The organism is Bradyrhizobium sp. 1200_D9_N1_1 (assembly GCF_052075915.1).
Classification (GTDB): domain Bacteria; phylum Pseudomonadota; class Alphaproteobacteria; order Rhizobiales; family Xanthobacteraceae; genus Bradyrhizobium; species Bradyrhizobium diazoefficiens.
In genome coordinates this window covers 6,271,719-6,296,443 of the sequence record NZ_CP197226.1, presented here as the reverse complement: position 1 = coordinate 6,296,443, position 24,725 = coordinate 6,271,719, and the positions used below count along the sequence as shown (strand labels likewise).

Below are 24,725 nucleotides of genomic sequence, written 5' to 3'. Positions count from 1 at the left end.
CCAGGCGGTGAAGGAGAACGCGGAGTTGCGCAACGAGCGAGAGTTTCCCTCTGGAAGGTCCGGGCAGGGCGTCGGCGCGCGCCTGCCGCGGAAGGAGGATGACCGCCTGATGCGCGGCCGCGGCCAGTTCGTCGCGGACATCAGGCTTGCGGGCCTTCAGGATGCCGCCTTCGTGCGCAGCCCGCTCGCGCATGCACGCATCCGCGGCATCCATGTGCCAGAACGTTATCGCGGCAGTGTGTTCACGGCGGCGGACCTCGTTGGTATCAAGCCAATCCGCGCGGTATCTGGATTGCCGGGCTTCAAGATCTCGGAGCAGCCGGTGCTGGCCTCCGGCAAGGTGCGCCAGGTCGGCGAGCTCGTCGCCATGTGTCTCGCGCCGACGCGGGCCGAGGCCGAGGACATCGCGGCCTCCGTGACGCTGGATCTGGAGGAGCTGCCCGCGGTCTATGACATGCTGAAGGCGCGCGAGCCGGGCTCGGCGCTGGTGCACGAGCATTGGGGCGACAACGTCTTCCTCGAGACCAATTACGAGGTCGACATCTCCTTAGCGCTCGACGCGCCGATCAAGGTGACGCGCGAGATCTCCACCGCGCGGCAATGCATGTCGCCGCTGGAGGGCCGCGGCGTGGTCGCGACCTTCGACCGCCGGCTCGACCAGCTCACGCTGCATTCGGCGGCTCAGATGCCGCACATCACGCGCAGCGGCCTTGCCGAATGCTTGGGCATGGAGGAGGGCCAGATCCGCGTCATCTCGCCCGATGTCGGCGGCGGTTTTGGCCACAAGGGCATTCTGCTGCCTGAAGAGGTCTGCCTGTCCTGGCTGACCATGCAACGCGGCCATCCCGTGCGCTGGACCGAGGACCGCCGCGAGCATCTCGTCGCCAGCTCGAATTGCCGCGAGCATCATTACAAGATCACGGTCTATGCTAACAGCGACGGGACCTTGCGCGGCATCGATTGCGAGGCGACGGTCGATTCCGGCGCCTACTCGTCCTATCCGTTCTCCGCCTGTCTCGAAGCCGCGCAGGTCGCGAGCATCCTGCCCGGTCCGTACAAGATGCCGGCCTATCGCTGCCGCACCTTTTCGGTTGCCACCAACAAATGTCCGATCCTGCCCTACCGGGGCGTCGCGCGCACCGGCGTCTGCTTTGCGCTGGAATTGATGCTCGACCTCGTCGCGGTGGAGGCCGGGCTCGAGCCCGGCGAGGTGCGACTGCGCAATCTGGTGCGCCCCGAACAGATGCCGTTCGACAACATCACCAGGAAGCATTTTGACAGCGGCGATTATCCGGAAGCGATGCGCCGCGCGCTCGCCGCGATCGATGTCGACGCCATTCGCGCGAAGCAAAAGCAGGGCGCAGCGGACGGCCGCCGCATCGGCGTCGGCGTCTCCATCTATTGCGAGCAGGCGGCGCACGGCACCTCGGTCTATTCCGGCTGGGGCATCCCGATGGTGCCGGGCCACGAGCAGGCATCGGCACGGCTGACGCCGGATGGCGGTCTCGAGCTGCGTGTCGGCGTGCATTCGCATGGGCAGGGCATGGAGACGACGCTCGCCCAGGTCGCGCATGAAATGCTGGGAATAGACGTCGCAAAGATCCGCATCATCCTCGGCGACACCGCGATGACGCCCTATTCGACCGGCACCTGGGGCTCGCGCTCGATGGTGATGGCGGGCGGTGCGGTGGCGACGGCCTGCCGCGAGCTCGGCGAACGTGCAAGGCGCATCGGTGCCAAACTGTTGCAGCACGAGCCGGCTTCGGTCGTTTTGCAGAACGGCGAGGTGCGTGGCGTCAACGGCAGCGTTAGTCTGAAGGCGATCGCCCACACCTGGTATCGCCGCCCGCAGGATCTGCCGGCCGATGTCGATCCCGGCGGGCTCGAGGTGACGCAGGGCTACAAGCCCGTGCGCGACAGCGGGACGTTCAGCTACGCCGCGCATGCGGCCGTCGTCGCGGTCGATCCTGATCTGGGCGAGGTGGAAATCCTCGACTACGTGATCGTCGAGGACGGCGGCGTGCTGGTCAATCCGCTGGTGGTCGACGGCCAGATCTATGGCGGTCTCGCGCAGGGCATCGGCACCGCGCTCTACGAGGAGATGCCGTTCGACGCCTCCGGCCAGCCGCTGGCGACGACGCTGGCCGACTATCTGCTTCCCGGCGCGACCGAGGTTCCGGCGGCGCGCCTCGATCACATGGAGACGCCGTCGCCCTATACGCAGTTCGGCGTGAAAGGCATCGGCGAGGGCGGTGCGATTGCCCCGCCCGCCGCGATCGCCAATGCCGTCAACGACGCGCTACGCCCGCTCGGTGTCGAGCTGATGCAGTCGCCGATCACGCCGCATCGCGTCGTCGCGGCTGTGCTGGCCGCTCGCGCGGGCGAAAGGAGCGCGGCATGAAACCGGCGCCCTTCGCTTATGAACGCCCGCGCGATCTCAATTCGGCGCTGTCGATGCTGGCAGCGGCAGGCGGATCGGCGAAGATCATCGCCGGCGGCCAGTCGCTTGGGCCCATGCTCAATCTGCGGCTGGTGCAGCCGGAGCTGATCGTCGACATCTCCGGGCTTGCCGAGCTCAAGCGCGCGGAGGTGTCCGGCGGCGAGCTCGTGCTGGGTGCCCTGGTCACCCATGCCGATATCGAGGACGGCCGCACCGCCGACGTGACGCGTGGCGCGATGCGCGGCGTCGCCGCCAACATCGCCTATCGCGCCGTGCGCAACCGCGGCACGATCGGCGGCTCGCTCAGCCATGCCGATCCCGCCGCGGACTGGTTTTCGGCGCTCGCGGCCTTGGGTGCGCAGGTGACATTGCGCAGTCTTGCCGGTGCGCGCACGATGGCGATCGAGGCGTTTGTCGTCGGTGCGCTGGAATCGGCGCTGCACGCCGGCGAAATCGTCGAGGCGATTCACGTGCCGGCCCGATCGGCCTCCGCGCATTGGGGCTATGCCAAGAGCTGCCGCAAGACCGGCGAGTTCGCCCATGCCATTGGTGCGGTCCTGGTCGACCCGGCCGCCGCCACCGCGCGCATCGTGATCGGTGCGATCGATACAGCGCCGATCGTCGTGACCGATGCCGCCGGGTTGTTCGGCGGCCGGATTGCGGCCGACTACAAGCAGCGTTTCGACATCCGCGTCGCCGATGCGCTTCTGATGAAGGCCGGCATCGACGATGCCGCGCAACGCCATATCCATGTCAGCGTGTTGAAGCGCGCCGTGCTGGGGGCCGCTGCATGAATACGATCGCGCTTCATGTCAATCGCCGTGCGGTGGAGCTATCGGCCGAGCCGCGCACCAGCCTTGCCGATTTCGTGCGCGACAAGCTCGACCTGACCGGCACGCATCTCGGCTGCGAGCACGGCGTTTGCGGCGCCTGCACCGTGCTGCTCGACGGCGTGCCGGCGCGCTCCTGCATCACCTATGCGGTGGCCTGCGAGGGCGCCGATATCACCACGATCGAAGGCCTCGACGAGGACGAGGTCACGACCGAGTTGCGCGCCGCCTTCACCCGCGAGCATGCCCTGCAATGCGGCTATTGCACGCCCGGCATGCTGGTCTCGGCGCGCGACCTGGTGTTGCGCCTGCCTGACGCCGACGAGCGGCGCATTCGCGTCGGCCTCAGCGGCAATCTCTGCCGCTGCACCGGCTATGTCGGCATCGTGCGGGCGGTGCAGTCCGTGATCGAGGCGAGGCGTGCGCGCAACATTGCGCCGCAGGCCGGTGGCGGCCGGACCAGTCTCGGCCCCGCCGGATCGGGGCGAGCCGCATCTGGCCAAATCGAGCCGCGGCCTGCGCGGCAAGCGTTGGTCGCGGCATCAGACAGTGTCGTGCCGGGTACCATTCCCGACTTCACCCCAGCGACCGTTCTCGATCAGCGCTTCTCGCTGCCGTATCCACCGGCGAAAGTGTTCGCGATGTTCGATGATATCGCGGGTATTGCAGCCTGCCTTCCCGGCGTATCGCTCGCGGCGCCGCCAAGGCCCGAGTGTGTCGAAGGCGTGATCCGCGTCAGGCTCGGGCCGATCGCAGCAAGCTTCGAGGGGGCCGCGCGCGTCGAACGCGATCCCGCGACGCTCTCCGGCCGCATCGTCGGCATCGGCACCGACCAGCGCAACCATTCGGCGACGCAAGGCGAAATCCGCTATCGCCTGATCCCGCTCGATGGCGGCGCGGCGACCTCCGTCGACCTGTCGATCGGCTACACGCTCACGGGCATGCTGGCGCAGGTCGGCCGGCCGGGCCTCGTGCGCGATCTCGCCAGACGCCTGGTCGCTGAGTTCGCGGGAAATCTCGACCGCCACATGTCGGGCGCGCCGTCGGGGCAGGCCGCCCCCGCGGAGCTCAGCTTCTGGTCGCTTGCATCAGACGTTTTGCGCGCTCGGCTCGCGCGCATGTTTGGCCGCGTCTTCACCGGAAAAGGTGGCGCGGAATGATCGGCGCGCTCGCGCCGCGGAGTGACGAAGGCTGGACTGCCTAGAGATCAACAGCGTTGGATTTGGAGAGACAACATGACACGAGCACTCGGACTGGTTCGGACAATCGCGCTGGCGACGGCCTTGTTCGGCGGCGCGGCAGGGGCGCAGACCATCAAGATCGGCGTCAACGAACCGCTCACCGGCGCGTTCGCGGCCTCCGGCACCTACGTCGTCAACGGCGCCAAGATCGCCGCCGACGAGATCAACGCCAAGGGCGGCATTTTGGGCAAGAAGATCGAGCTGGTGATCGAGGACAACAAGAGCAACCCGACGGAGGCTGCCGCCGTCGCGGAGAAGCTGATCACCAGCGACAAGGTGCCGGTGCTGATGGGCGCCTGGGGCTCGAGCCTGACGCTCGCGGTGATGCCGAAGCTGATGGAGTATGAAACCCCGATGGTGGTGGAGACCTCGTCCTCGGGCAAGATCACGACGACAGGCAATCCCTTCATCTTCCGCATCTCGCCGCCCTCGGCGGTCGAGGCCGCGGCGTTCAAGGGCATCGTCGACAAGCTCGCCCTGAAGAAGGTCGACTTCCTCGTCATCAACAATGACTGGGGCCGCGGCACCGCCGAGGACTTCAGCAAGATGATGAAGGACAAGGGCATCAGCATCGGCTTGGTCGAAACCATGGACCAGGGTGCGCAGGACATGAGCGCCCAGCTCTCCAAGATCAAGAGTTCGGATTCCGAGACGGTCATCGTCACGACCGCCGTCGACCAGTTGACGCTGATCTTCAAGCAGGCCGCTGCGCTCGGCCTGAAGAAGCGCATCATCACCACCGGGGGCTCGCAGAACCCCGACCAGATCATCGCCCAGGCCGGAGCCGCCGCCAACGGAACCATGCATCTGACGACCTTCCTGCCGTGGTTCCCGGACAAGACGCCGAACCCCGAGGCAACCAACTACTTCATCACGGAATGGAAGAAACGCGGCTTCGAGTTCGCCGGCTGCACCGAAAGCTTCCGCGGCTATGACGGCATCCGCACCGCGGCGGCCGCGATCGAGAAGGCGGGCAAGGCCGAGCCGGCTGCGATCAAGGCGGCGCTTTGGAACATCAACATCAAGGGACTCAACGGCGACATCGTGTTCCGCAAGTCCGGCCCCGAGGGCAAGGAGAGCGGTCAGAGCCAGCCGAACGTCTATCTCATCGAGATCAACGACGGCAAGGTCGGGATGAAGACGCTCTGACGTCGTTTATTCGGGGGCGAGGGCGGCGCACCGCCGCTCTCGCCGCATTGCGGGTGATACGGGAACGGCTTTGAGCGAGTTTCTCCAGCATCTGGTCAACATGCTCGTGCTCGGCGGCACCTATGCGCTGCTTGGCATCGGGCTGACCTTGATCTTCGGCATCATGAACGTCGTGAATTTCACGCACGGCGTGCTCTACACGTTCGGCGCCTACATCATGTTTATCGTGGTGCAGCAGCTCGGGCTGAACTTCTTCCTTGCGCTGCCCGTCGCCGTGCTGGCCGGATGGCTGTTGGGGGCGGCTATCGAGCTGACATTGCTGCGGCCCCTGCGCGGCTCCGACATCGACACCACGATGCTGGTCATGATCGGCGCCTGGATCGCGATGCAGTCGGGCACGCTGTGGATCTGGGGCGGGGTCGCCAAATCGGTGGCGACGCCGTTTCCCGAGGCGCCCCTGGTGCTCGGACCTGTCTCCGTGTCCTGGCTGCGGCTGTTCGTGCTTGCCGCCGCGGCACTGCTGATCCTGGTGACGTATCTCCTGATCAACAGGACGAGCCTCGGCCGCGCGATGCGGGCGACGTTCCAGGACCACGACACGGCCTCGCTGATGGGCGTCAATGTCGACATGATCTACACCTCGACCTTCTCGATCGGCTCCAGCCTTGCCGCCGCGGCGGGGGCTCTGCTCGGCCCGGTCTACGTGATCTTCCCGCAAATGGGGGATCTTGCCGCCGTCAAGGCCTTCGCCATCGTCATCCTCGGCGGTCTTGGCAACATCACGGGTGCGGTGATCGGCGGCTTCATCCTGGCGCTCGCCGAGGAGCTCGGCGCGGGCTACGTCTCATCAGGCTATCGCGACGCGATGGGCTTCGTGATCATCATCGCGGTTCTCATCTTCAAGCCGACCGGCCTGTTCGCGCGCGCGGAGCGCGTCGGATGAGAATAGCCCTCACCATTCTCGCCGTCGCGGCCCTTGCCTCGGTGCCGCTCTGGCTGCGCGATCCCTATCTCCTCAACGCGCTGATCACGACCGGAATCTTCGTCATCGGCGCGATGAGCCTCAATCTCCTGCTCGGCTTCACCGGGCAGCTCAGCCTCGGCCACATCGCCTTCTTCGGCATCGGCGCCTATGTCAGCGCGCTGACATCGCTCGGTTTCGACATCGGGCTGCCCGGAGACCTGCGCCTTGTTCACACGCCGTGGCCGCCCATTGTGGGCTTCGTGCTCGCGATCCTCATCGCCGGGCTGTGCGGTTATTTCGTCGGGCTGCTCTCGTTCCGCGTTCGCGGCGCCTATTTCGTCATTGTCACGATCTCCTTCGCCGAAGTCGTGCGGCTCGTCGCGCTGAACTGGGTCGAGTTGACGCAAGGCCCTCTGGCGCTGACCAACATTCCCTCCATCGCGCTGCCGTTGCCCGGCCTCAGTGAGCTGACGCTGCGCACCAAGATGCAGAACTACTATCTCGTGCTGGTCGTGGCTCTCATCGCCTATCTCCTGATCGCGCGTCTCGTTCATTCCCATTTCGGCCGCGCGATGCGCGGATTGATGGAGAATGAGACGCTCGCGGTCTCCGTCGGTATCGACGTGACCAAGACGCTGACGCTGGCGGCGGTGATTTCCGCCGCGATCGCTGGCGCCGCCGGCAGCCTCTATGCGCACTATATCCGGATCATCGATCCGGAAGTGTTTGCCTTCATCAACACCGTCACCATGGTGATCATGGTCATCAGTGGCGGCAAGGGCTCGCTGGCGGGGCCCGTCGTCGGCGGCCTGATCTTCGGGCTGCTGCCAGTCGCGCTGCGTCCGATCATGGCGCCGGAGGCGCAATGGATCGCCTATGGCGGCGTGCTGATCGCCATCCTGTTCGTGCTGCCGCGCGGCATCGTGCCCTCGCTCGCGCAGCGATTTCGCAGGAGACGGAGCGGCACGACGGCGCTGGCGCCGGTGGCCCTCGCCGAGACAGCGGTCAAGGAGCGGGCGTGATGACGGCACGCAGCGTTGCCATGACGATCGAGCAGGTCGCGGTCCGTTTCGGCGGGCTCGTCGCGATCTCCGACATGAGTTTCACCGTGGGCGAGGGCGAGATCGTCAGCCTGATCGGACCGAACGGCGCCGGCAAGACCACGGCCTTCAACGTCATGACCGGTTTCCTGACGCCGAGCGCAGGCCGTGTCACCTATCAGGGCACGACGCTTACCGGGTTGAAGCCGCATCAGATCGCGGACCTCGGTCTGATCCGGACCTTCCAGCGCACCAGCGTGTTTCCCAATGACACCGTGTACGACAATCTCCTGATCGGCCTGCATCGTCAGGGCCGGGTCCGGCTGCTCGACGCCATCCTCGGGCTGCCGGGCGCGCGCGCCTCGGAGCGCAGGCTGCGGCAGCGGGCAAGCGAGCTGATCGAATGGGTCGGTCTCGAACGCCGTGCCCACGATGCGGCCGGCTCGCTCTCCTACGGCGAGCAGCGCCTGGTCGGCGTTGCGCTGGCGCTCGCGGCGGAACCCTCGATGCTGCTGCTCGACGAACCCGTCTCGGGCATGAATGCCTCGGAAACCCACCGGTTCGTCGAGCTCATTCGCGACATCCGCGGTCGCGGCATCACGATCCTTCTGGTCGAGCACGACATGCCGATGGTGATGACCGTCTCGGACCGCATCGTGGTGCTCAACTACGGCCGCATCATCGCCGAGGGGACGCCGGACGTGATCCGCAACGATCCCGCCGTGATCGAGGCCTATCTCGGACATGGAGCGGCGCGTGCTTGAGATCCGCGACATGGTGTGCGGCTATGGCGGCGTCACCGCGCTGCGCGGCATTTCGCTCGACGTGAAGGCCGGGCAACTGGTGGCGCTGATCGGGGCCAACGGCGCCGGCAAGAGCACGACGCTGCGCGCGATTTCCGGACTTGTGCCGCCGCGCGCGGGCCAGATGCGGTTCGAGGGCATCGACATCACCGGGGCGAGGCCCCCGCGCGTGCTGGCGAGCGGGATCGCGCATTGTCCGGAAGGGCGGCGCGTGTTTCCGCACATGAGCGTCGAGGAAAATCTCGACATGGGGGCTTACCTCCGTCGCGGTTCAGGCGAGATCGCAGCCGATCGCGATCGCATCTATACGGAATTTCCGCGGCTCGCCGAGCGGCGCCGGCAGGCGGCGGGCACGCTGTCCGGTGGCGAGCAGCAGATGCTCGCGATCGGGCGTGCGCTGATGTCGCGGCCGCGGCTGATCATGTTCGACGAGCCTTCGCTCGGCCTTGCCCCCAACATCGTCGAGCGCACCTTTGCGATCATCCGCGGCATTCGCGATGCCGGCACCACGGTACTGCTGGTCGAGCAGAACGCGTTCGCCGCGCTCGAGATGTGCGACCACGCCTATCTGCTCGAGAACGGCCGCATCGTGTTGTCCGGCGCCGGCACGGAGCTGATCGAGAACGAGCATGTGCGGAAGGCCTATCTCGGTGGATGACGAGGCTGTCCATTCGGACGAGCCGGCGTGGATTCCGGTCTGTGACCTCAGCCGGCTGAAGGCAGAGACGATCGTCCGCGTTGCCGGGCGCGATATGCTTGTGATCTGGAACGAGGGCGATGTCGTCGCGTGCGACCGTGCCTGCCCCCACGAACAGGCCGATCTTGGTCTTGGACAGGTGACAGCGGGCCGGCTGCAGTGCCCGCGCCATGCCGCATCATTCGATTTGCGCGACGGGGCGATTACAGCGGGCTGGCCAAGTCCGCCATTGCGGCTCTATCCGGTCAAGGTCACGGGAGAGCAAATCTGGGTTGAAGAGCCTGAGCGGCGATCGGGGCGATGATGGCATCATGCCCCTGTTTTGCCCGACGAGTCAAAACGATCCGCGTCGTAGATTTTGCCTTTGGAAACAACGGCGTTCTACTGTGCATGGGGTTGTTTTCGCGTTTTTAGTCCAGCAACCGGCGTGCAGCCTCCACCAGAACGCCGTCCGGCCGACGCAGCGCCTCGAGGATGGTGAAATGGTCGGCGCCTGCGACCGGAATGAGCTTGCCGGGCGCCTGCGCGGCCGCACGCTTCTCATGAAGGTTGATTGAATCCAGCACCAGGGCGGGGAGTTCGTTGCTGCCATAGGCGATGTCGAGCCGCTTCTGTGTCACGGGCAGGCGAAGCGGCGAGAGCTTGGCGATTTCTTCGTCCGTCAGCTTCAGCGCGCTGTTGAGGCCGGTATCGCGGATCGGCGCCAGATCGTAGACGCCTGATATCGCAAGCCCCGCATGGACACGCGGATGGTCCAGCGCCATCGCCACGAGATGGGCGCCGGCGGACCAGCCCGACAGCACGACCGGCCCGCCGATGCCATAGGATGCGCCATGCGCGGCGAGCCAGTCGAGCGCGCGCGGGATTTCGGCGACGATGTCGGTGAGGGACACCTCGGGCGCCAGCGAATAGCCGGGAATCGCAACTGACCAGCCATGTGCGGCAACGCCTTCGACCAGCATGGCGAACAGCTCGCGCGAATTGCGCTGCCAATAGCCGCCATGCACGAACACCAGGCAGGGCGCATCGGGCTTTGCGGCGGGGTAGAGATCGAGCTTGTTATTCGCCCGCTCGCCGTAACGCAAATCGAGATGGGACTTCAGCGTACCGCGCAGCCGGCTGGAAGCTTCGTTACGCTCCGCGATCAGGGCAGGGCTGTTCTTGACCGCCGCATTGTTGTCATAGGCGGCGCTGCGTTCCGCCTGGGACAGTTCGGCCCATTTGCTGCGGGGATCGAACGGCCGATGTGTCGAGCTTGTGTTGTTGACCATGGAGTCTCCGAGCGGCCGGTCGTGGCAATGACCGGCGTCGCTCGCTCCTGTCTGCCACGAATCCCGCTCGAATTGCAGATCGCTCGTGCTCAGACGAGGGATGCGCCGTTCGCGGAACTTGTTTCAACTGGCGGTGGAGGGACGGGTCCGGGGCGGCAAAGCCGGCGACGGAAATTGACGCGCAAAGGCGCTGGTCTTCGGCTGAACACGCGATCCGTCGATCACCTCCAGCCGGCCGCAGCGGTTCAGGGTGTGCAGCTTTCGGCCGGGCCATGCGGGTCCCGGCTTCAGGGAGTGGCGGACGATCTGCTTGAATGTCGTGGGCGACAGTTCGATGACCTCCGCCAGGGCGAGCGCCGCGCCGTATCCGTCGGCACAATTCTGGACCGGGCGCCACAGTCTTTCGTTGATGGTGACGAAATTCCCGGCCGGTCGCGTACTCGCGCGATCGATCAGGACCGGGTTGCTGGCATGAGGCAGCCAGGGGCCGAGCAGGTGGTCGGCGTAGTAGATCGCAAGCGAATCCGAATAGCCGCCGGCTCCGTCGCGCCAGGCGCCAAACAGGTAGTTCAGGCCGTTGTGCCGCGTGATCGTCGCGTCGGCGAGCTCCAGGCCCGAAAGCAGCGTCGCATGCCGCTCCCATTGGTCCGGAAACCGAACGCATTTGTAGAGGGCGACGTCCCCGTTGATCGAGCTCTCCGGGATCATCCACAACTCGCCGTCGTCCTCGATCAGGAACGGATAGGACAGGTGCCAGGGCTCTTCCAGCACAGGCATGACGTCGCGGACTGGCCCGGTGTCACCGAACTCGATCGCCGAAATGATTCCCTTGCCGACCCGGTGATCGAGATCTTCAAAAAAGACGAACGTTCGTCCGCGCCAGGTGACGGGAAAGGGATCGGCGTAGAAGTGGTTTCCGGGATCTCCCAGAACGTTCCAGCGAGGCCCGGATAGATCTCCGGTCTGCCAGACGCCTGCGCCGTCATTGAAGCGCCATCCGATATGCCAATGCGGGGCGTAGCAGCAGAGGCGATAGATTTCCTTGGCGATTGAGACGACGAGGCCGCGCACGACGTAGCCGACAGGTCCACGTCGGTTCATGGCGCCGGCGGGACGCGACAGTTGTGGCAGAATGCGCGGCCGTCCCGACAGGATTGCCGCCACCATGGTCAGGGTTCGCGCCATGACCGTTTCGAGCGCGCCGCTCAGGCCGGCTGCAGTTTCTCCCGACGGGTGGCCGCGATCGAGGACGGCGCCGTCGATCTCGTTGACGATGTCGATCACCGGCATGTCGCCGGCAAGAATGGCGGCGAGCGCGGCGTTTTCTCCTGCAGTTCCGTTGAACAGCGGGCGCAGATACAGCGAAGCCGAGCAGTCCCGATCGCGCGCGCCGCCTGTGAAATCGACGATCACGTCGGCCGTGCCGGTGCGAGCCTGCGTCCGCTTGGGAATGATCTTCAGCCCGTCGGCACCGCCGGGTTTGCCCTTGTGCAACACCATGCGTTCGAGCGCGAACAGCGCGTCGAGACCCGCAGGCCGTGACTCCGCCGTCGCCGTCCAGGCGATCTGGACCGGAACGTCCCGCCCGTCGACCGACAGCGTCTCGCGGTGCATCCACCGCCGCGCATGCTCACGTTCACAGCGAAACTCGATGATCATGTCGAGCCAATCTATTCCAGCGGATCAGGTCAAATGACTTGGCCGAGAATTCGAACGTATTCCTCAACCATGGAGTCCACCGAATACCGCAACCTCAGGCCTTTGGCGTTTTGTCGCAGTTCGTCGCGCAGGGTTTGGTCGGTCAGGAGCTTCGAGACGGCGGCCGACAGCTTCGCATGATCGGAGGCATCCACGAACAGTGCTGTCGGTTTGCCTTCGAAGGACAGCACCTCGCGCAGGACGGGAAGATCGGTGACGACGGAGGGAACGCCGGCGTTTGCGGCTTCGACCGCGGCAAGGCCGAAAGTCTCGGCTTGTGTCGGAAATACGAACACGTCCAGGCAGGCGAGAAAGTCGGCCATCTGGCGCGGGGTGATTTCCCCGAGCAGATGCAGTCTGTCCGAGACTTTCAAATCATCCGCCAGCTGCCTTAGCCGAACCTCGTCGGCACCCTGGCCGGCCAGTGCGAGATGCCAGGACGGTTGATCCGGCAGCAGGCGTATCGCTGCATCGAGCCGCTTGTGCGGGTGCAGCCTGGCTGCGCAGCCAAGCAATATGCGGTCCGGCGGAAGATTGAACTTCTGTCGCGCAGCTTCCTTCGGCAGGGTGAGGGCCTTGTCGTCGAAGCCGTGCGGGACATGCACCATGCGCGACCGGTAGGCCGCAGGGTAGCGCGAATATTCGCGCTGCATGTCCAGCGAGTTCAGCGTGATGCGGTCGAAGAAGCCGAGGCTGCCCATGACGATGTCGGCCGTGCGGATCGGCCAGCTCATCGACAGTGCGGACGACACCTGATTGGCGATGACGGGCGCGCGGCAGACGAGGCGAGACACGCCCGCGCCGATGACGTTGCCGAAATGCTGAAAGGTCAGAACGGCGTCGGGCCTGGTGGTCCTGATATGACGGCCGAGCGTCCACAGCATTTGCAGCAGGGCCAGTGGATGTCCCGGCCGGCGCGATGCGCAGTAGAGCGTATCGGGCGGCTCGTCGAATGAATCCGATTTGCGGAAGAAGAACAGATTGGTGACCCGATAGCCGCGCGCGGTCAGGCCGGCGCCGAGTAGCCTGGAAATCTCCTGGGCGCCCGCATTCTCGGCTTGCGTCTGGACGAGAAGCACGTGCGGCTTCGGTCGGCCGCTGCCCCGACTTGCGAGTGCTGCCGCGGTCGACGGCAGCTTCGGTGCCTCGCCCAGTTCTGCGCCTGGCTGGTAATGCAGCACGGATCCCGACCCGCTAATGAAACGTTCACCTTCTTAACGCCGTACCTATCATGCGAGCGTCGCGCGGACACCGGCTAGCAACAAACGGAGTTAATGCCCTGTCCGCCGGAACGGCATCGTTCACAGGAGAATGGCAGCGGTTTGCGGACGGAGCGAAGCGAGCGCGTTAACCAATTGGTCATCTTCGCGCGGAGGCGGGTAACCGCGGATTAACCATAGATATTTACGGTGGCGCAGGCCACTGAACAGTGCTTGCCAGTTGAATCCGAGTAAAGTCCATGACGTTCGGTCGCCGCGCAGACCCGACAAGTTCCGGATCGACCGGTGTCTCCGCGTCGTGGCAGACTCAAGATGCGTCGAACGGTGAGGCTGGCGGAGCCGCAGCTCGCCTTGGCGGTGTGCTCACCGCCGCAGGCGCGCTCTCCTTCATTCGGGACAATGCTCGCCGTATCCTGGCGCTCGCTCTTGCGATCTTCGCCCTCGGCGTCATCCTTCTGCTGGTGATCCCGGTTCGATTTGCGGCGACCGCGCTGGTCGTCGTCGATCCCCGCGAACAACGCGTGACCGCGGATCAGGACGTTCTGCCGGGCATAGGGCAGGATAGCGCCGCGCTGCAAAGCCTGGTCGAAGTGGCGAAGTCCGACGGCTTTCTCAAGCCGCTGATCGAGCAGCTCAAGATTCGGGATGACGAGGACATTTCCGGGGGACATACCGACCCCGCGCGCCTGCTCGAGAGGTTCCGCAACCGTCTCGACATTTCCCGCCGCGGGCTCACTTACGTCATCGCCATCCGCTTCACGTCGAACCGGCCGGAGCGGGCGGCCTATTATGCGAACGCGATAGCCGAGGCGTTCGTCGCGAGCCAGAGTCGCAACCGCACCGATGCGACCGACGAGGCGGCCGACTGGCTCAGTGGCCGGCTCAAGACATTGAACGACCGGTTGAGGGCGTCAGAGGACGCCGTGGCCACGTTCAAGCTCGAGCACAGGATCGTCAACGCCGGCAAGGATTCCACGACCCAGCAATTGCGCGTGACCGAGCTGTCGCAGCAGGTCGCCGCCGCGCGCGCCCGGACCGAAGAGGCCAAAGCCCGCTACGAGCAGGCGCAGCGCGACGTGAAGGCGAATGTCGAGGGTCCGGCCAAGCAGGATCTCCTGAGCGCGCTGCGCGCGCAGCGGTCGGCGCTCAATGATCAAATCGCGCAGAAGCGCGCGGTGTTCGGCGATCGCCATCCCGACCTCGTCATGTCCTACAGCCAGCTGAACGATCTCAACAGGCAGATCGAGGTCGAGCGGGCCAAGAGCATCGACACCGCAAAGTCGGAGTACGAGGCCCAGCGCGAACAGCAGAAGGCCCTCGAAGGCCAGATGAAGGCGGCTGAATCGCAGCTCCTGGTCGACGGTCAGGCTCTGGTCAGGCTCCAGGAGTTGCAGCGCGACGCCGAGGCGAACAGAAACATCTACGAACAATTCCTGTCGCGCTCGAAGACGACGAACGAGCAGCGTCTCCTGCAGAGCTCCCAGACCAAGATTGCGTCGTCCGCCATTCCGCCGCTTCGCTCGACCCTTCCGCCGCTGCCCTTGCTGCTTGCCGCGCTCGCGATCGGCTCGCTGCTGACATCGACGGCGGTCGTTGCCGCTACGGGACGCCGATCGGACAAGCCCGTCGAAGACGTTCGTGCCCCCGATCCGGCTCCGCGCCAGCCCGCGTCGTGGCCACGCCCGCCCGTGTGGGCCCGCATTCCCGACTTGCTGCCGGGCGATGTGCCCCGAAACATCTGGCAAGGTCCGGTCTCAGCGACGGCTGCGCTCGATCTCAGTCCACATTTGCGCCCGCTGCTCGACCGGCTGGAGAAATTGCCGGGAGCCCGGGGCAAGGTCGCGCTCGTGATGTCGGTCGGCAAGCGGGCCGGCGGCAACACCGTCGCGCGGTCGCTGAACCGGTGGGCGGTGAACAAGGGGAAGTTGAGCGTCCTGATCCGGGTCGAGCCGGACCTCGGTGGTGCCGCGGTTAGCCTCGTCAAGGAGCAGGCGGACGGCATGACCACGGCGGACTTTCGCAGCGTCGACGCGCTTCTGGGCGCCGGCAAGCGGCCCGAGGCGTCGCCCGCGGATGACATTCGTTCGGAGTTCGATCTGATCGTCGTCCACGCCACCTCGCTGGCCTTGCAGCCGGAGGCGGCGGCGCTCGCCGCTCACGCTGATCTGGTCGTCCTGGTCGCTTGCGAAGACGCGGTCGATTCCGCTGCAATGCGCAGGGCAATGGCGGCGCTGTCCCGCTTTGGCAGCGTGCCGACCGGGCTCGTCATCAATCGTGTCCCGCCCGATCCGTCGGCGGCGCGTCGTCGGGGCGAAGTGTTGGGCCTGGCCGGTTGATCGACGCCTAATCGCCGGAGTCGGCACCGCGGACCGCAAAGGCGCCGCGTTTCGATGCCGAGAAGCGCAGAAGCACGAGAATTGAAGGGTCGACTCCGGTTCGCCGGCGACAGAGGATGTTGAGCGCGATGGTCGCGAACGCCAGCGACACGGTCGCCGAGATCGCCGCGCCAAGCACGCCGAGCCAGGGAATCAGGACGAGAAATCCGACCAGCCGCAGTGCGACGTTCGCCGCGACGACGGGGACATAGATGCGCTCATGGCCGGTCAGCTGCAGGATCGCCGCGGATGGACCGCCCGCCGCCTGGAAAGCCGTGCCGATCGCGAGCACGATCAGGACCCAGTGCTGTGCGGCGAAATGAGGCCCGAACAGGTTGAGAAGATGGGGGCCGCCGATCCAGATCAGGAGAAGTCCGCTGGCCACGCAAAGTGCGGTCACTTCCGCCATGAGCCGCAACGTTCGCCCGAACTCCTGGTGGTTCTTGCTGAAGTACAGCGAAGGAAGCCGGCGCGCCCCGAAACTGTACAGCGCCGCCGACAGCATGGCGAAGATGTTGGCCAGGCGCGAGGCGGCGAAATAGATTCCAGCGGTCGCCGGATCCAGCATCCAGTAGACCAGGATGACGTCGAAATACTGGTTGGCCGCTTCCAGGATGGACGCGACCCAGAAATGAAGCGCGCTGGCTCTCCAGCGAGAGGTCTCGTAACGCGCCGCTGTGCTGCGCAAGTCCGGCAGGGCTCGCGCAATCGCAACGACCTGCGCGACAAGGCCCACCGACATGGCGATCGTCATCACGGCGAACAACTCGGCGGGATCGAGCTGCCGATGGCCGAACAACATGGCAAGCAGAAACAGGACGACGATGACCCGCCAGAAGAGCTCCCGGTTTCCTTCGCCCATGAGAATGCTGACCAGCGAGCGGGCGATCTGGCTGCCGAGCATCAGTCCGGCATTCACCGCCGTGTAGGCCGAGAGAGCAAGGATCAGCAGCCACCAATCGCCCCTCAAGCTCGCGGCCAACGCGACCGCGGCGATCGCGATCAGCATCGCGACGGAGGTCATCTTGAAGCTCGACAGGAGGACCCCTTTGGTGAGGTCGGGCCTGTCTTCGACCTGATACTCGTTCAAAAATCGCACCAGAAGCGACTCCTGGCCGACCAGCCCCACGACCGCTGCGATCTGGGCAACGGAAAGCCAGGTCGCAAAGATGCCGAATCCATCAGGCGACATCGTTCGCGCCGCCAGCGAGAACAACGCAAACGCAAGCGCGCCGCTGCCAACCTTGAGGAGGATGGTCCCGACAACACCGCGCGTCACGTCGCGCCGCAGGAACTGGACGATGGATTCGATCATGGACGTTGAGGGACGACTTTCCCCTGGAGATACGCGCTGCGATGGCGGTGACAGCCTAGCATGGTGAAAAACCGCGAGTGTTGATGGGGCCTCTGGAGTCCTGTTGGTTGCGGCCGATGTCGGCGAAACATCCGCTGCGTCACGGTGGGACACCTTCGTTCCGGCTGTCCCAGTTAGAGCGCAGGCCGGCTTCGTCGAAAAGCGACGTGATGTCGCTCTGACGAGAAGCAGCCATGCGTTCCGCCGTGGCGTCGCCGAACACCGGTTCTTGTCGAACATCCCGAGCAAGACGCGTGCCGAAACATCGTCCGGCCAGATCGAGTCTTCGGTTCGTTAACCTCGATCGACGGAAATGATCGCGTTCGGTCCTGCGATGCGACATCAGGCGGGATAATTGCACATGGAACCACCGTTAACCGTGGGAGCCTGGACCATGACGGCGGATAGCACCGTGACTGAGCCGATCGCCGCAGCTGCGACCACGACGATCGTTGCGGACGTCGCGATTGTCGGAGGTGGCCTTGCAGGTTCGCTCGCGGCTGCTGTCCTTGCGCGGGCAGGGCATCGCGTCGCGCTGGTGGACAAGCGCGCGGTCTATCCGGACGAGTTTCGGGTCGAGAAGATCGGAGGCCCGCAGCTGGAGATGTTCCGCAGGCTGGGCTTCATCCGCGGCCTCGCGAGCGTCGCTTGTCCATACGATCAGGTGCTCAATGTCAGGGAAGGCAAGGTGGTCGATGTCAGCGTCGGCCAGGCTTACGGGCTTCCCTATGCCGGTCTCGTTGCCATGGCGCGCGGCCAGATACCCGATCCGTCCAGCCTCATCGTCGACGAGGTCACCGCAGTCACCTGTAGCGACGACGTCCAGCATCTGGAGCTTGCCTCCGGGCGCCGCCTCAATGCGCGTCTTGTCGTTCTGGCGACGGGCATGGCCGGAGCCCTCGGCTACAAGCTGGGCATCAGGCGGCGCGTGCTGGCCGCAGGCCACTCGGTCTCGTTCGGCTTCACGATCGTGCGCCGTGACGGCACGCCGTTCGATTTCAAGGCGCTGACCTGTTACGGCGAGCGCACCTCCGACGGCGTCGATTATCTCAGCCTGTTTCCGGTACCCGCCGGCATGCGGGCCAATCTCTTCATGTTCCGCGACCCGACCGATCCGGTCATGCGTGATCTGCGTCGCGACACGGAAGCGACAGTCCTGCGGCTGCTGCCGGGATTGCAGCCCTATCTCGGCGATTTTCGCGTGACGGATCGGGTACAGAACTGGGTGATGGATCTGTCCGTCGTCGAAGGACATCTCCAGCCCGGCGTCGTGCTGATCGGCGATGCGTTTCAGACCAACTGTCCCGCCGCCGGAACGGGCGTCGCCCGCCTGCTGGTGGACGTCGAGCGTCTCTGCACCGAATATGCACCGCGGTGGCTTGCGACCGAAGGCATGGGCAAGGAGAAGATATCGGAGTTCTATTCCGATCGCGACAAGATCGCCGCGGACCAGCAGTCACTGAAGATGGCGCGCTTCCGCCAGGCGCTGACGTCGCGCGACGATATCAGCTGGGACGTGCGGCGACGGCTGCACTTCCTGCGGCGGAGCATTACCCATCGGGTCGATCAGATGCGGCCGGGCTGGCTCGCGCAGGTCCGCAGCGCGCTGCGCGCCTGAGGGCTGAAACCCGCCAGCGCCTCGCGCCGGTCAGCGCGTTGGCGTCGAGGTGCGGGTCGGCGAGAGCCTGACCTCCGAAATTCGCTTCGCGGCAAGTTTGAGCCAGGGCGCCTGCTTCAGTGCGAACAGGGATATCGCGCCTGTGGTGCTGCCGGCCTGCGTGACCGCCCACATCGGCGAGGCCTGCGCGCCGAACAATTTCTTGTATGGCTCGTCGCCAATGGTGAAGTCGAGCATCTGATCTCCGCGCTCGATGCAGTCCTTCGCCACCTGCTCGAACATCAGCGCGCCCAGCGACTGGCTCTTGTATCCGGCAATGTCGAAGGCACTCATGATGACGAGGAAGCTATCGCGGTGGTGCAAGCCGAGCACGGCGGCGATCACCTCGCCATCCATCTTCATGGCATAGAGCCGCGCAAGGGAACCGAGACCGCGGACCGCGACGTCGGAATAGAAGTCGTAATATGCGGGGCGCTGGAGTAGGTCTCCGTCGCCCTGCGCCTGGAACCGCGGACCGCGAAATTTCCTCATTACGTCCAGCGCCTCGAGGACGGCAGCGCCGTCGCTGCAGCACGAGAAGCTCAGCGCGCCCTTCTTCTGGAGCTGCCGATACTTCTTTGCGAGCTCCTTCTGATAGGAACGATCCATCGCACTGGCCCGCCATTGCTCGAATGGGGCGACGAGAACGGTCGCGTAGGCATTGGTGTCCATCGCGACGCGGCGGGGCGCGGCCAGAAGGCTCTCGATCGGCAGCCGCCCGTCCGGCAGCTTGGTCATTCGGAGCAGGTCGAAAGGGCGAACGAGGCGGCGAATCCGGGCGCATGCCTCCGCATCCCCAAGCAGTTCGGAAAACACCGTCGGACTGCAAACCGGCGCCAGATAGTCGGAGACGCGGAGATCTGCGAATTCGACGGTCCGTATCGGACCGCGCCGGATCCGGAGCAGGGGCAGCACCATCGCAAGGGCGCGCGTCGCGCGGTAGCGAACCACGACAACCAGAGGGGTTGCTCCCGCATGAGACGCGAGCCTGCTGTAGAGGCTGTGCAGCCAGAGCGGATGCTGGAACGCGGTGGCGGCCGAGTGGTCGAACAGCTCTGCATAGTCCGCCGACAGGAAGTCGAATGCCGGCTCGACGGCGATATCGAACGTGTTGCCGGGCGTGTTCATGCGTAACCAGGGAGGCCAGGGAATTCGGGAGTGCTCGATCGAGCTGAGGGCTTATAGCAGGGGAGTGACGGTCGAGATACCGAGGTGGTACGATTTGCATCAAATGGACTGAGCCGGGTTCGTATCGTTACCGAAGTCTTAAGGCTTCGCGGCCGCGGAGGCTGCGATGTGGAGACCTGGCCGCGCTAGCAAATAATTAACCGCGTTTAAGGAAGGTCAATCATGGCCAGCCTACAGACCGAGGTGGACTCCGGGGCTCCCGGGAGCGCGATCTGGAAGACGCGCAGCGTTGGCGTTGAGAAGATTGCCAGGGCCGCGATTGGCTGTTCGATCACCATCAACGTCGTCGCGTCGATGGGCACCTTCAACACCGGGCTGTTGCCGGCGGAGCTGACCTATCTGCAGCAGGCTGTCGCGGTCCTGATGTGGGGCGTCCTGATCTACGCCAGCGCATTCGTGCGTCCGCCCCTGCGTTTGCAGTTCAATCCCGATCTGATCGTGCTGGTCGCATTCTACGCCTTCGCCGTCATCTCCGTGTTCTGGACCAGCCTGAATGCCGCCGCGATCATGAAGAGCCTGGCGCTCGCGATGACGACCTTCGGTGCCTTCTGTCTCATCACGCGCATCGACATGGACGAGGTTGTCAGGGCCACGGCGTTGGGCCTTTTCATATTGGTCGCCGCGTCGGCCTTCGTTGCGCTCGCCGTACCCGATATCGGGATAGACCACAGCTGGATGCATAACGGTCAATGGCAAGGCGTCTATGAATCGAAGCAGACCCTCGGTTTCGTCGGCGCGTATCTGATGTTCTTCGCCTGCTATCTGAAGATGAAGGGGCAGGGGTGGCCGGCTTTCCTCCTGACCTTCGTTCTGGCGTCCACATGTGTCCTCGCGTCGGAATCGCGGGGCGCCGGTGCCGTTGCCCTGGCCGCATGCGCATTGCTGTTGACCTCGATGTGGTCGGTCATCTGCATGAGACTCTATGCGGTCCTGCCGTTCGTCATGTGTTTGCTGGCCGGCGCGCTGATCTTCTATTTTTACGCGACGGGGTATGACGCGATCCATGTCGGCGACGCGTCCGTCGATTTGACCGAGCGGACGTTCATCTGGCATTACGCCATCAGCCATTTCGATGACGCGCCGCTGCTCGGCTTCGGGATCAACGGCTTCTGGACGATCCCGTCGATCTACGACTATTTCGAGCAGAACCATGGCTGGGTGCTCGACAATTATCACAGCGGCTATATCGCGATCCTGATGGAGACGGGGTTTCTCGGCTACACGCTCTTCGCCGCGAGCGTCCTGCTGTTTTCGAGCAAGGTTCTCCATCTGATTTCGGCCCGCGCGATCGACCGGTCGCACTGCGCGCTGATCATCGGATTTGCCGTTCTCAGCTTTCAGACCAATTTTACCGAGACGACGTTCCTTCGTTCGACGATGTTCACGTCGGTGCTGCTGGTGGCGTTCTTCTTCGCGACGTGCAGGCCTGTGCCGCAGACCGATCTCTAGTCTCAACGAATGGAAGCAAGATGAGAGCCATCCGCGCTCGCTGGACGAGAAGCTTCAATCTTGCGGCAACGGCAGTTTTCCTCGCGTCGTTTGGCTTCCATGCCAATGGGGCCGGGCAGGCTGCTTCCCGTGACCTGCCGAAATTGGGGCGCGGCATCAATATTCTCGGCTATGACGGGATCTGGGAAGGCGGCCGGAACGCGCCATTCCGCCTGGACAATCTGACGGCAATCAGGAAGGCCGGATTTTCGCACGTCAGGATCAACTTTTTCGGCTTCAAGTTCATGGGCCCGGGGAACGTGCTGGACGAGATCGTTCTGAGGCGGCTCGATGCCGTCATCGAGGACGTCCTTGCAAGAAACCTCATTCCGATCGTTGACGAGCACGACACCCATATCTGCCAACGCGACGTTTCCGAATGCGGCGAGAAGCTCAGGGCATTCTGGCGGCAGATCGCCGAGCGCTATGCCGGAAAATATCCCGCGCTGGTCTTCGAGGTCCTGAACGAGCCTGGCGGGCAAATGACGTCCGGCGACTGGAATTCGCTCCTCAACGAATGTCTTGAAATCATCCGCCGCACCAATCCGGCGCGGCCGGTCATTGCCGCGGTTCTCAATACGGACGACATCCCCGTCGACGACCTGGCTCTGCCGGCCGACGACAGGAACCTGATTGTCACGTTTCACTATTACGCGCCGATACGATTCACGCATCAGGGCGCACCGTGGTCCCCGACGTTTTCGCGGATCGGGCCGCTGGATTGGGGCAGTCCCGACGACGAAGCCAAGGCTGCTGCTGACTTCGAGAAGATGAATCTCTGGGCGGAGAAGGAGAAGCGCCCCGTCTATCTCGGCGAGTTCGGGGTATACGAGCGTGCGCCATCCGACAGCCGCGCAAGATATCTGTCGTTCATGGCGAGAAGCGCCGACAGGCTTGGCTGGTCATGGGCCTATTGGCAATTCGACCATGATTTCGCGGCCTTCGACAGCGCGCGTCAGGCCTGGAAGCCGGACATCCTGCGTGCGCTGATTCCGCCGCAGCGTTGAAGCGGCGGTCGCGATTTCGCTGACAGTCTTGTCGGCCGTCGCGCGAAATCTGCCGCGCTCTCGCCGCTCGCAATCGCCTAGCGTGGCGCGTCGATCAAAACCATGTGGCGATCTCGCGGAGGCGTCGATACGCCGTCTCGCGCGCGGCGAGGATCGGGTCCGCCGGGCCGGTGGTCGGCCCGATCGGCACGAAGCGCACGTCGCTGATGCCAATGAAACGCAGCGCCTCGCGCAAATAGGGTGTCGCCATGTCGGTGCGGCCGCGATTCATGCCGGTGACGAAGTCGCTGCCGCTGGCGAGAATGACGAGGGTCGGCCGGTCCTTGAGCAGCGGGAGGTATCCCGACGCCGGGTCGTACCGGAAGGTAAGCCCGGGCTGGACGATGATGTCGAACCACTGCTTGAGCTTGTAGGGGATGCCGAAATTCCACATCGGCGTCGAGATCAGCACGCGTTCGGCGAGCGACAAGCGCGTCGCCATGCGCTCGGCCTCGGCAAAGCTGTCGCGCTGGGCGTCGTCGAAGGCCTCGGCCTTCATCCGCGCATATTTGGCCTCGACAATCGGCCCCGCAAACTCCGGCATCCGCTCCCGCCAGAGATCCATGACGTCGATGTCCCAGTCGGGACGCATCTGGCGAAATCCGTCAAGGAAGACGCGCGCGCCGGCGCTCGACTCCGAGTCGGGGCGCGGCGAGCAGGAGAGGTGCAGGAGCTTTGCCACCGCTCATCCCAGCGCTCTGATGACGGCATCCGCCCGCGTGACGATGGCGACGTTCTGCATGGCAAAATTGATCGAGGCCGAATGCCAGTCGGCATTCATGGTCGAGCAGCAATCCTCCGGCACGATCATGAAATAACCCTTGTCGGCGCCGGTGCGCGCGGTGTGCTCGACCGACATGTTGGTCCAGGCGCCGGTGTTGATGATCATGTCGCGGCCAGTGGCCTTCAGGATCGTCTCCAGCCGCGTGCCCTCCCAGGCGCTCATCCGCATCTTCTCGACGACGAAATCGCCGGGCCGGGGCTCCAGGCCCGAGACCGGCGCCGCGCCCCAGCTGCCTCGCACCATCGCCTTGCTGTCGACCAGACCCTCGAACAGCGGCGCGTTCAGCGTCACGCCGGGGGCGCCGGGCTCGACCACGAACCAGACATGGATGATGGCGACGCCGCGCGCCCGCGCGGCCTCGGCAAGACGCCGGACATTCTCGACCACATGCTGCTGCTTCGCGTGAGCGGGCGCGCCAGACCCGTCGAATGCGCCGCCATCCATGATGACGTCGTTCTGAAGATCCTGGATGATCATGGCGCAGCGCTGCGGATCGAGCCGCATCTCGCCGTCGGTGAGGATGGGCGCTGCGGCCGCAGGGCCGGCGCTTGCGCCGGCGCCGCCGCGCCTGCCGCTCATATAGGGCTCGTGGCGCGGTCCCACCCTGGTCGGGATGGCATAGACCGAGTGCGTCGAGGTCAGATAGAGCGTGCGGAAATCCGGCCCGCCCCAGGCGAGGTTGGCGACGAGCTCGGGCACACGAACCTTGCCGAGCAGTTCGCCGCGCGGCGAGTAGACCCAGACGCCGCCGGGTGCGGTGACCCAGACATTGCCGTGCTGGTCGCACTTCATGCCGTCGGGCAGGCCAGGCTCGAGCTCGGACTTGATGCTACTTGCGAACACCCGCGCATTCGAGAGCGTGCCGTCGGCATTGACGTCGAATACGCGGATCAGCGCCTGCACGGTGTCGTTGACATAGAGCAGCCGTTCGTCGGGCGAGAAGCACAGTCCGTTCGGCTGGTCGAACAGATTGCGGTCGACGACGAGCTTCGGCTCGCCGCCGGGCATGACACGATAGACGCCCTGGAAGCCAAGCTGCCGCGGCCGCTCGACGCCATAGACCGGCATGCGGCCGTACCAGGGATCCGAGAAATAGATTGCGCCCGAGGAGTGCACGCAGACGTCGTTGGGGCTGTTGAGCTCCTGGCCCCCGAAATGCGAGGCCAGCACCTCGCGCCGGCCGTCCGGCCGCTCGCGGATCAGCGACGAGGTCGCGTGCTCGCAGACGATCAGATTGAGCTCGGCGTCGTAGGTCATGCCGTTGCATTTGTTCGACGGGCGCTTGACCTCGGCCATGCCGCGCCGTGCGTCCCAACGCCGCCGAACGTCGCCAGGCATGTCCGAGAACAGGAGGTAGTGATCGATCGGATGCCAGATCGGGCCCTCCGTGAAGTCAAAGCCTGTTCCGACCTGCGCGACCGGCGCATAGGGATCGATCAAGGTCTCGAACTCACTTCGCAAGGTGACATGCGTCATCGGT

The 24,725-nt window shown here is 64.9% G+C and carries 20 protein-coding genes; 13 read left to right on the top strand and 7 right to left on the bottom strand.

The features are described from left to right. Positions 1-7 precede the first annotated feature (7 nt). The 9 genes from AB5K84_RS30350 to AB5K84_RS30310 all read left to right on the top strand — a co-directional run bounded on the left by AB5K84_RS30350 (position 8) and on the right by AB5K84_RS30310 (position 9,468). Entirely contained in the window at positions 8-2,401 is a 2,394-nt protein-coding gene (locus AB5K84_RS30350) for a xanthine dehydrogenase family protein molybdopterin-binding subunit (RefSeq protein WP_011086134.1), read from the top strand. Then, the gene (locus AB5K84_RS30345) at positions 2,398-3,234 is read left to right on the top strand and encodes an FAD binding domain-containing protein (protein ID WP_011086135.1); all 837 of its coding nucleotides are present in this window, start codon (positions 2,398-2,400) and stop codon (positions 3,232-3,234) included. The genes AB5K84_RS30350 and AB5K84_RS30345 overlap by 4 nt, the downstream gene beginning before the upstream one ends. Further along, positions 3,231-4,430, top strand: coding sequence for a xanthine dehydrogenase family Fe-S subunit (locus AB5K84_RS30340; RefSeq protein WP_011086136.1), 1,200 nt, complete (start codon positions 3,231-3,233; stop codon positions 4,428-4,430). Before AB5K84_RS30345 ends, AB5K84_RS30340 begins: the two co-directional genes overlap by 4 nt. Before the next feature lie 75 nt (positions 4,431-4,505). Then, complete coding sequence (locus AB5K84_RS30335) at positions 4,506-5,660, top strand: ABC transporter substrate-binding protein (RefSeq protein WP_038965994.1); 1,155 nt, start codon at positions 4,506-4,508, stop codon at positions 5,658-5,660. Between the two features lie 70 nt (positions 5,661-5,730). Next, entirely contained in the window at positions 5,731-6,603 is an 873-nt protein-coding gene (locus AB5K84_RS30330) for a branched-chain amino acid ABC transporter permease (RefSeq protein ID WP_038965993.1), read from the top strand. Continuing rightward, positions 6,600-7,646, top strand: coding sequence for a branched-chain amino acid ABC transporter permease (locus tag AB5K84_RS30325; protein ID WP_011086139.1), 1,047 nt, complete (start codon positions 6,600-6,602; stop codon positions 7,644-7,646). The genes AB5K84_RS30330 and AB5K84_RS30325 overlap by 4 nt, the downstream gene beginning before the upstream one ends. Beyond that, complete coding sequence (locus tag AB5K84_RS30320; RefSeq protein ID WP_038965992.1) at positions 7,646-8,428, top strand: ABC transporter ATP-binding protein; 783 nt, start codon at positions 7,646-7,648, stop codon at positions 8,426-8,428. The genes AB5K84_RS30325 and AB5K84_RS30320 overlap by 1 nt, the downstream gene beginning before the upstream one ends. Further along, complete coding sequence (locus AB5K84_RS30315; RefSeq protein ID WP_028172051.1) at positions 8,421-9,125, top strand: ABC transporter ATP-binding protein; 705 nt, start codon at positions 8,421-8,423, stop codon at positions 9,123-9,125. Before AB5K84_RS30320 ends, AB5K84_RS30315 begins: the two co-directional genes overlap by 8 nt. Then, the gene (locus tag AB5K84_RS30310) at positions 9,118-9,468 is read left to right on the top strand and encodes a Rieske (2Fe-2S) protein (RefSeq protein WP_236842212.1); all 351 of its coding nucleotides are present in this window, start codon (positions 9,118-9,120) and stop codon (positions 9,466-9,468) included. Before AB5K84_RS30315 ends, AB5K84_RS30310 begins: the two co-directional genes overlap by 8 nt. Before the next feature lie 106 nt (positions 9,469-9,574). Here AB5K84_RS30310 and AB5K84_RS30305 read toward each other — a convergent pair whose 3' ends face one another. From AB5K84_RS30305 to AB5K84_RS30295, 3 genes are all read right to left on the bottom strand, one after another. Continuing rightward, a complete protein-coding gene (locus AB5K84_RS30305) occupies positions 9,575-10,435 on the bottom strand; it encodes an alpha/beta hydrolase (protein WP_011086143.1) in 861 nt (286 codons plus the stop codon). A gap of 123 nt (positions 10,436-10,558) precedes the next feature. Next, positions 10,559-12,094: a glucosamine inositolphosphorylceramide transferase family protein gene (locus AB5K84_RS30300; RefSeq protein WP_011086144.1), complete on the bottom strand. Its 1,536-nt coding sequence runs from the start codon at positions 12,092-12,094 to the stop codon at positions 10,559-10,561. Between the two features lie 29 nt (positions 12,095-12,123). Continuing rightward, positions 12,124-13,314 carry a glycosyltransferase family 4 protein gene (locus tag AB5K84_RS30295; RefSeq protein WP_011086145.1) on the bottom strand — a complete coding sequence of 397 codons (1,191 nt, stop codon included), beginning with the start codon at positions 13,312-13,314 and terminating at the stop codon, positions 12,124-12,126. A 278-nt stretch (positions 13,315-13,592) separates the two neighbouring features. Here AB5K84_RS30295 and AB5K84_RS30290 point away from each other — a divergent pair, with 278 nt between their 5' ends. Continuing rightward, positions 13,593-15,689 carry a GumC family protein gene (locus AB5K84_RS30290; RefSeq protein ID WP_011086146.1) on the top strand — a complete coding sequence of 699 codons (2,097 nt, stop codon included), beginning with the start codon at positions 13,593-13,595 and terminating at the stop codon, positions 15,687-15,689. 7 nt (positions 15,690-15,696) lie between these two features. Here AB5K84_RS30290 and AB5K84_RS30285 read toward each other — a convergent pair whose 3' ends face one another. Continuing rightward, positions 15,697-17,043, bottom strand: a complete 1,347-nt coding sequence (locus tag AB5K84_RS30285; RefSeq protein WP_028172046.1) for a lipopolysaccharide biosynthesis protein — start codon at positions 17,041-17,043, stop codon at positions 15,697-15,699. Positions 17,044-17,476: 433 nt separating this feature from the next. Here AB5K84_RS30285 and AB5K84_RS30280 point away from each other — a divergent pair, with 433 nt between their 5' ends. Then, positions 17,477-18,700 (top strand): FAD-dependent oxidoreductase, encoded by a 1,224-nt coding sequence (locus AB5K84_RS30280; RefSeq protein ID WP_038965997.1) that lies wholly within the window; start codon positions 17,477-17,479, stop codon positions 18,698-18,700. Between the two features lie 30 nt (positions 18,701-18,730). Here the strand turns inward: AB5K84_RS30280 and AB5K84_RS30275 are convergent, their stop codons facing one another. After that, positions 18,731-19,867, bottom strand: coding sequence for a GNAT family N-acetyltransferase (locus tag AB5K84_RS30275; protein ID WP_011086149.1), 1,137 nt, complete (start codon positions 19,865-19,867; stop codon positions 18,731-18,733). 222 nt (positions 19,868-20,089) lie between these two features. On the opposite strand from AB5K84_RS30275, the gene AB5K84_RS30270 reads away from it, so the two are divergent. Both AB5K84_RS30270 and AB5K84_RS30265 read left to right on the top strand, forming a co-directional pair. Next, a complete protein-coding gene (locus tag AB5K84_RS30270; protein WP_011086150.1) occupies positions 20,090-21,376 on the top strand; it encodes an O-antigen ligase family protein in 1,287 nt (428 codons plus the stop codon). A 20-nt stretch (positions 21,377-21,396) separates the two neighbouring features. Then, complete coding sequence (locus tag AB5K84_RS30265; protein ID WP_038965991.1) at positions 21,397-22,422, top strand: glycoside hydrolase family 5 protein; 1,026 nt, start codon at positions 21,397-21,399, stop codon at positions 22,420-22,422. 94 nt (positions 22,423-22,516) lie between these two features. Here the strand turns inward: AB5K84_RS30265 and AB5K84_RS30260 are convergent, their stop codons facing one another. Continuing rightward, positions 22,517-23,143 carry an FMN-dependent NADH-azoreductase gene (locus AB5K84_RS30260; RefSeq protein WP_011086152.1) on the bottom strand — a complete coding sequence of 209 codons (627 nt, stop codon included), beginning with the start codon at positions 23,141-23,143 and terminating at the stop codon, positions 22,517-22,519. A gap of 3 nt (positions 23,144-23,146) precedes the next feature. Further along, a complete protein-coding gene (locus AB5K84_RS30255) occupies positions 23,147-24,721 on the bottom strand; it encodes an isochorismatase family protein (protein WP_011086153.1) in 1,575 nt (524 codons plus the stop codon). Between the last annotated feature and the right edge of the window lie 4 nt (positions 24,722-24,725).

Bases quoted from the DNA above. Each gene is read 5' to 3' on its own strand.
- AB5K84_RS30345 (WP_011086135.1), top strand. From the start codon at position 2,398: ATGAAACCGGCGCCCTTCGCTTATGAACGCCCGCGCGATCTCAATTCG.
- AB5K84_RS30340 (WP_011086136.1), top strand. From the start codon at position 3,231: ATGAATACGATCGCGCTTCATGTCAATCGCCGTGCGGTGGAGCTATCG.
- AB5K84_RS30335 (WP_038965994.1), top strand. From the start codon at position 4,506: ATGACACGAGCACTCGGACTGGTTCGGACAATCGCGCTGGCGACGGCC.
- AB5K84_RS30325 (WP_011086139.1), top strand. From the start codon at position 6,600: ATGAGAATAGCCCTCACCATTCTCGCCGTCGCGGCCCTTGCCTCGGTG.
- AB5K84_RS30320 (WP_038965992.1), top strand. From the start codon at position 7,646: ATGACGGCACGCAGCGTTGCCATGACGATCGAGCAGGTCGCGGTCCGT.
- AB5K84_RS30305 (WP_011086143.1), bottom strand. From the start codon at position 10,435: ATGGTCAACAACACAAGCTCGACACATCGGCCGTTCGATCCCCGCAGC.
- AB5K84_RS30300 (WP_011086144.1), bottom strand. From the start codon at position 12,094: ATGATCATCGAGTTTCGCTGTGAACGTGAGCATGCGCGGCGGTGGATG.
- AB5K84_RS30290 (WP_011086146.1), top strand. From the start codon at position 13,593: ATGACGTTCGGTCGCCGCGCAGACCCGACAAGTTCCGGATCGACCGGT.
- AB5K84_RS30285 (WP_028172046.1), bottom strand. From the start codon at position 17,043: ATGATCGAATCCATCGTCCAGTTCCTGCGGCGCGACGTGACGCGCGGT.
- AB5K84_RS30280 (WP_038965997.1), top strand. From the start codon at position 17,477: ATGACGGCGGATAGCACCGTGACTGAGCCGATCGCCGCAGCTGCGACC.
- AB5K84_RS30275 (WP_011086149.1), bottom strand. From the start codon at position 19,867: ATGAACACGCCCGGCAACACGTTCGATATCGCCGTCGAGCCGGCATTC.
- AB5K84_RS30270 (WP_011086150.1), top strand. From the start codon at position 20,090: ATGGCCAGCCTACAGACCGAGGTGGACTCCGGGGCTCCCGGGAGCGCG.
- AB5K84_RS30265 (WP_038965991.1), top strand. From the start codon at position 21,397: ATGAGAGCCATCCGCGCTCGCTGGACGAGAAGCTTCAATCTTGCGGCA.
- AB5K84_RS30255 (WP_011086153.1), bottom strand. From the start codon at position 24,721: ATGACGCATGTCACCTTGCGAAGTGAGTTCGAGACCTTGATCGATCCC.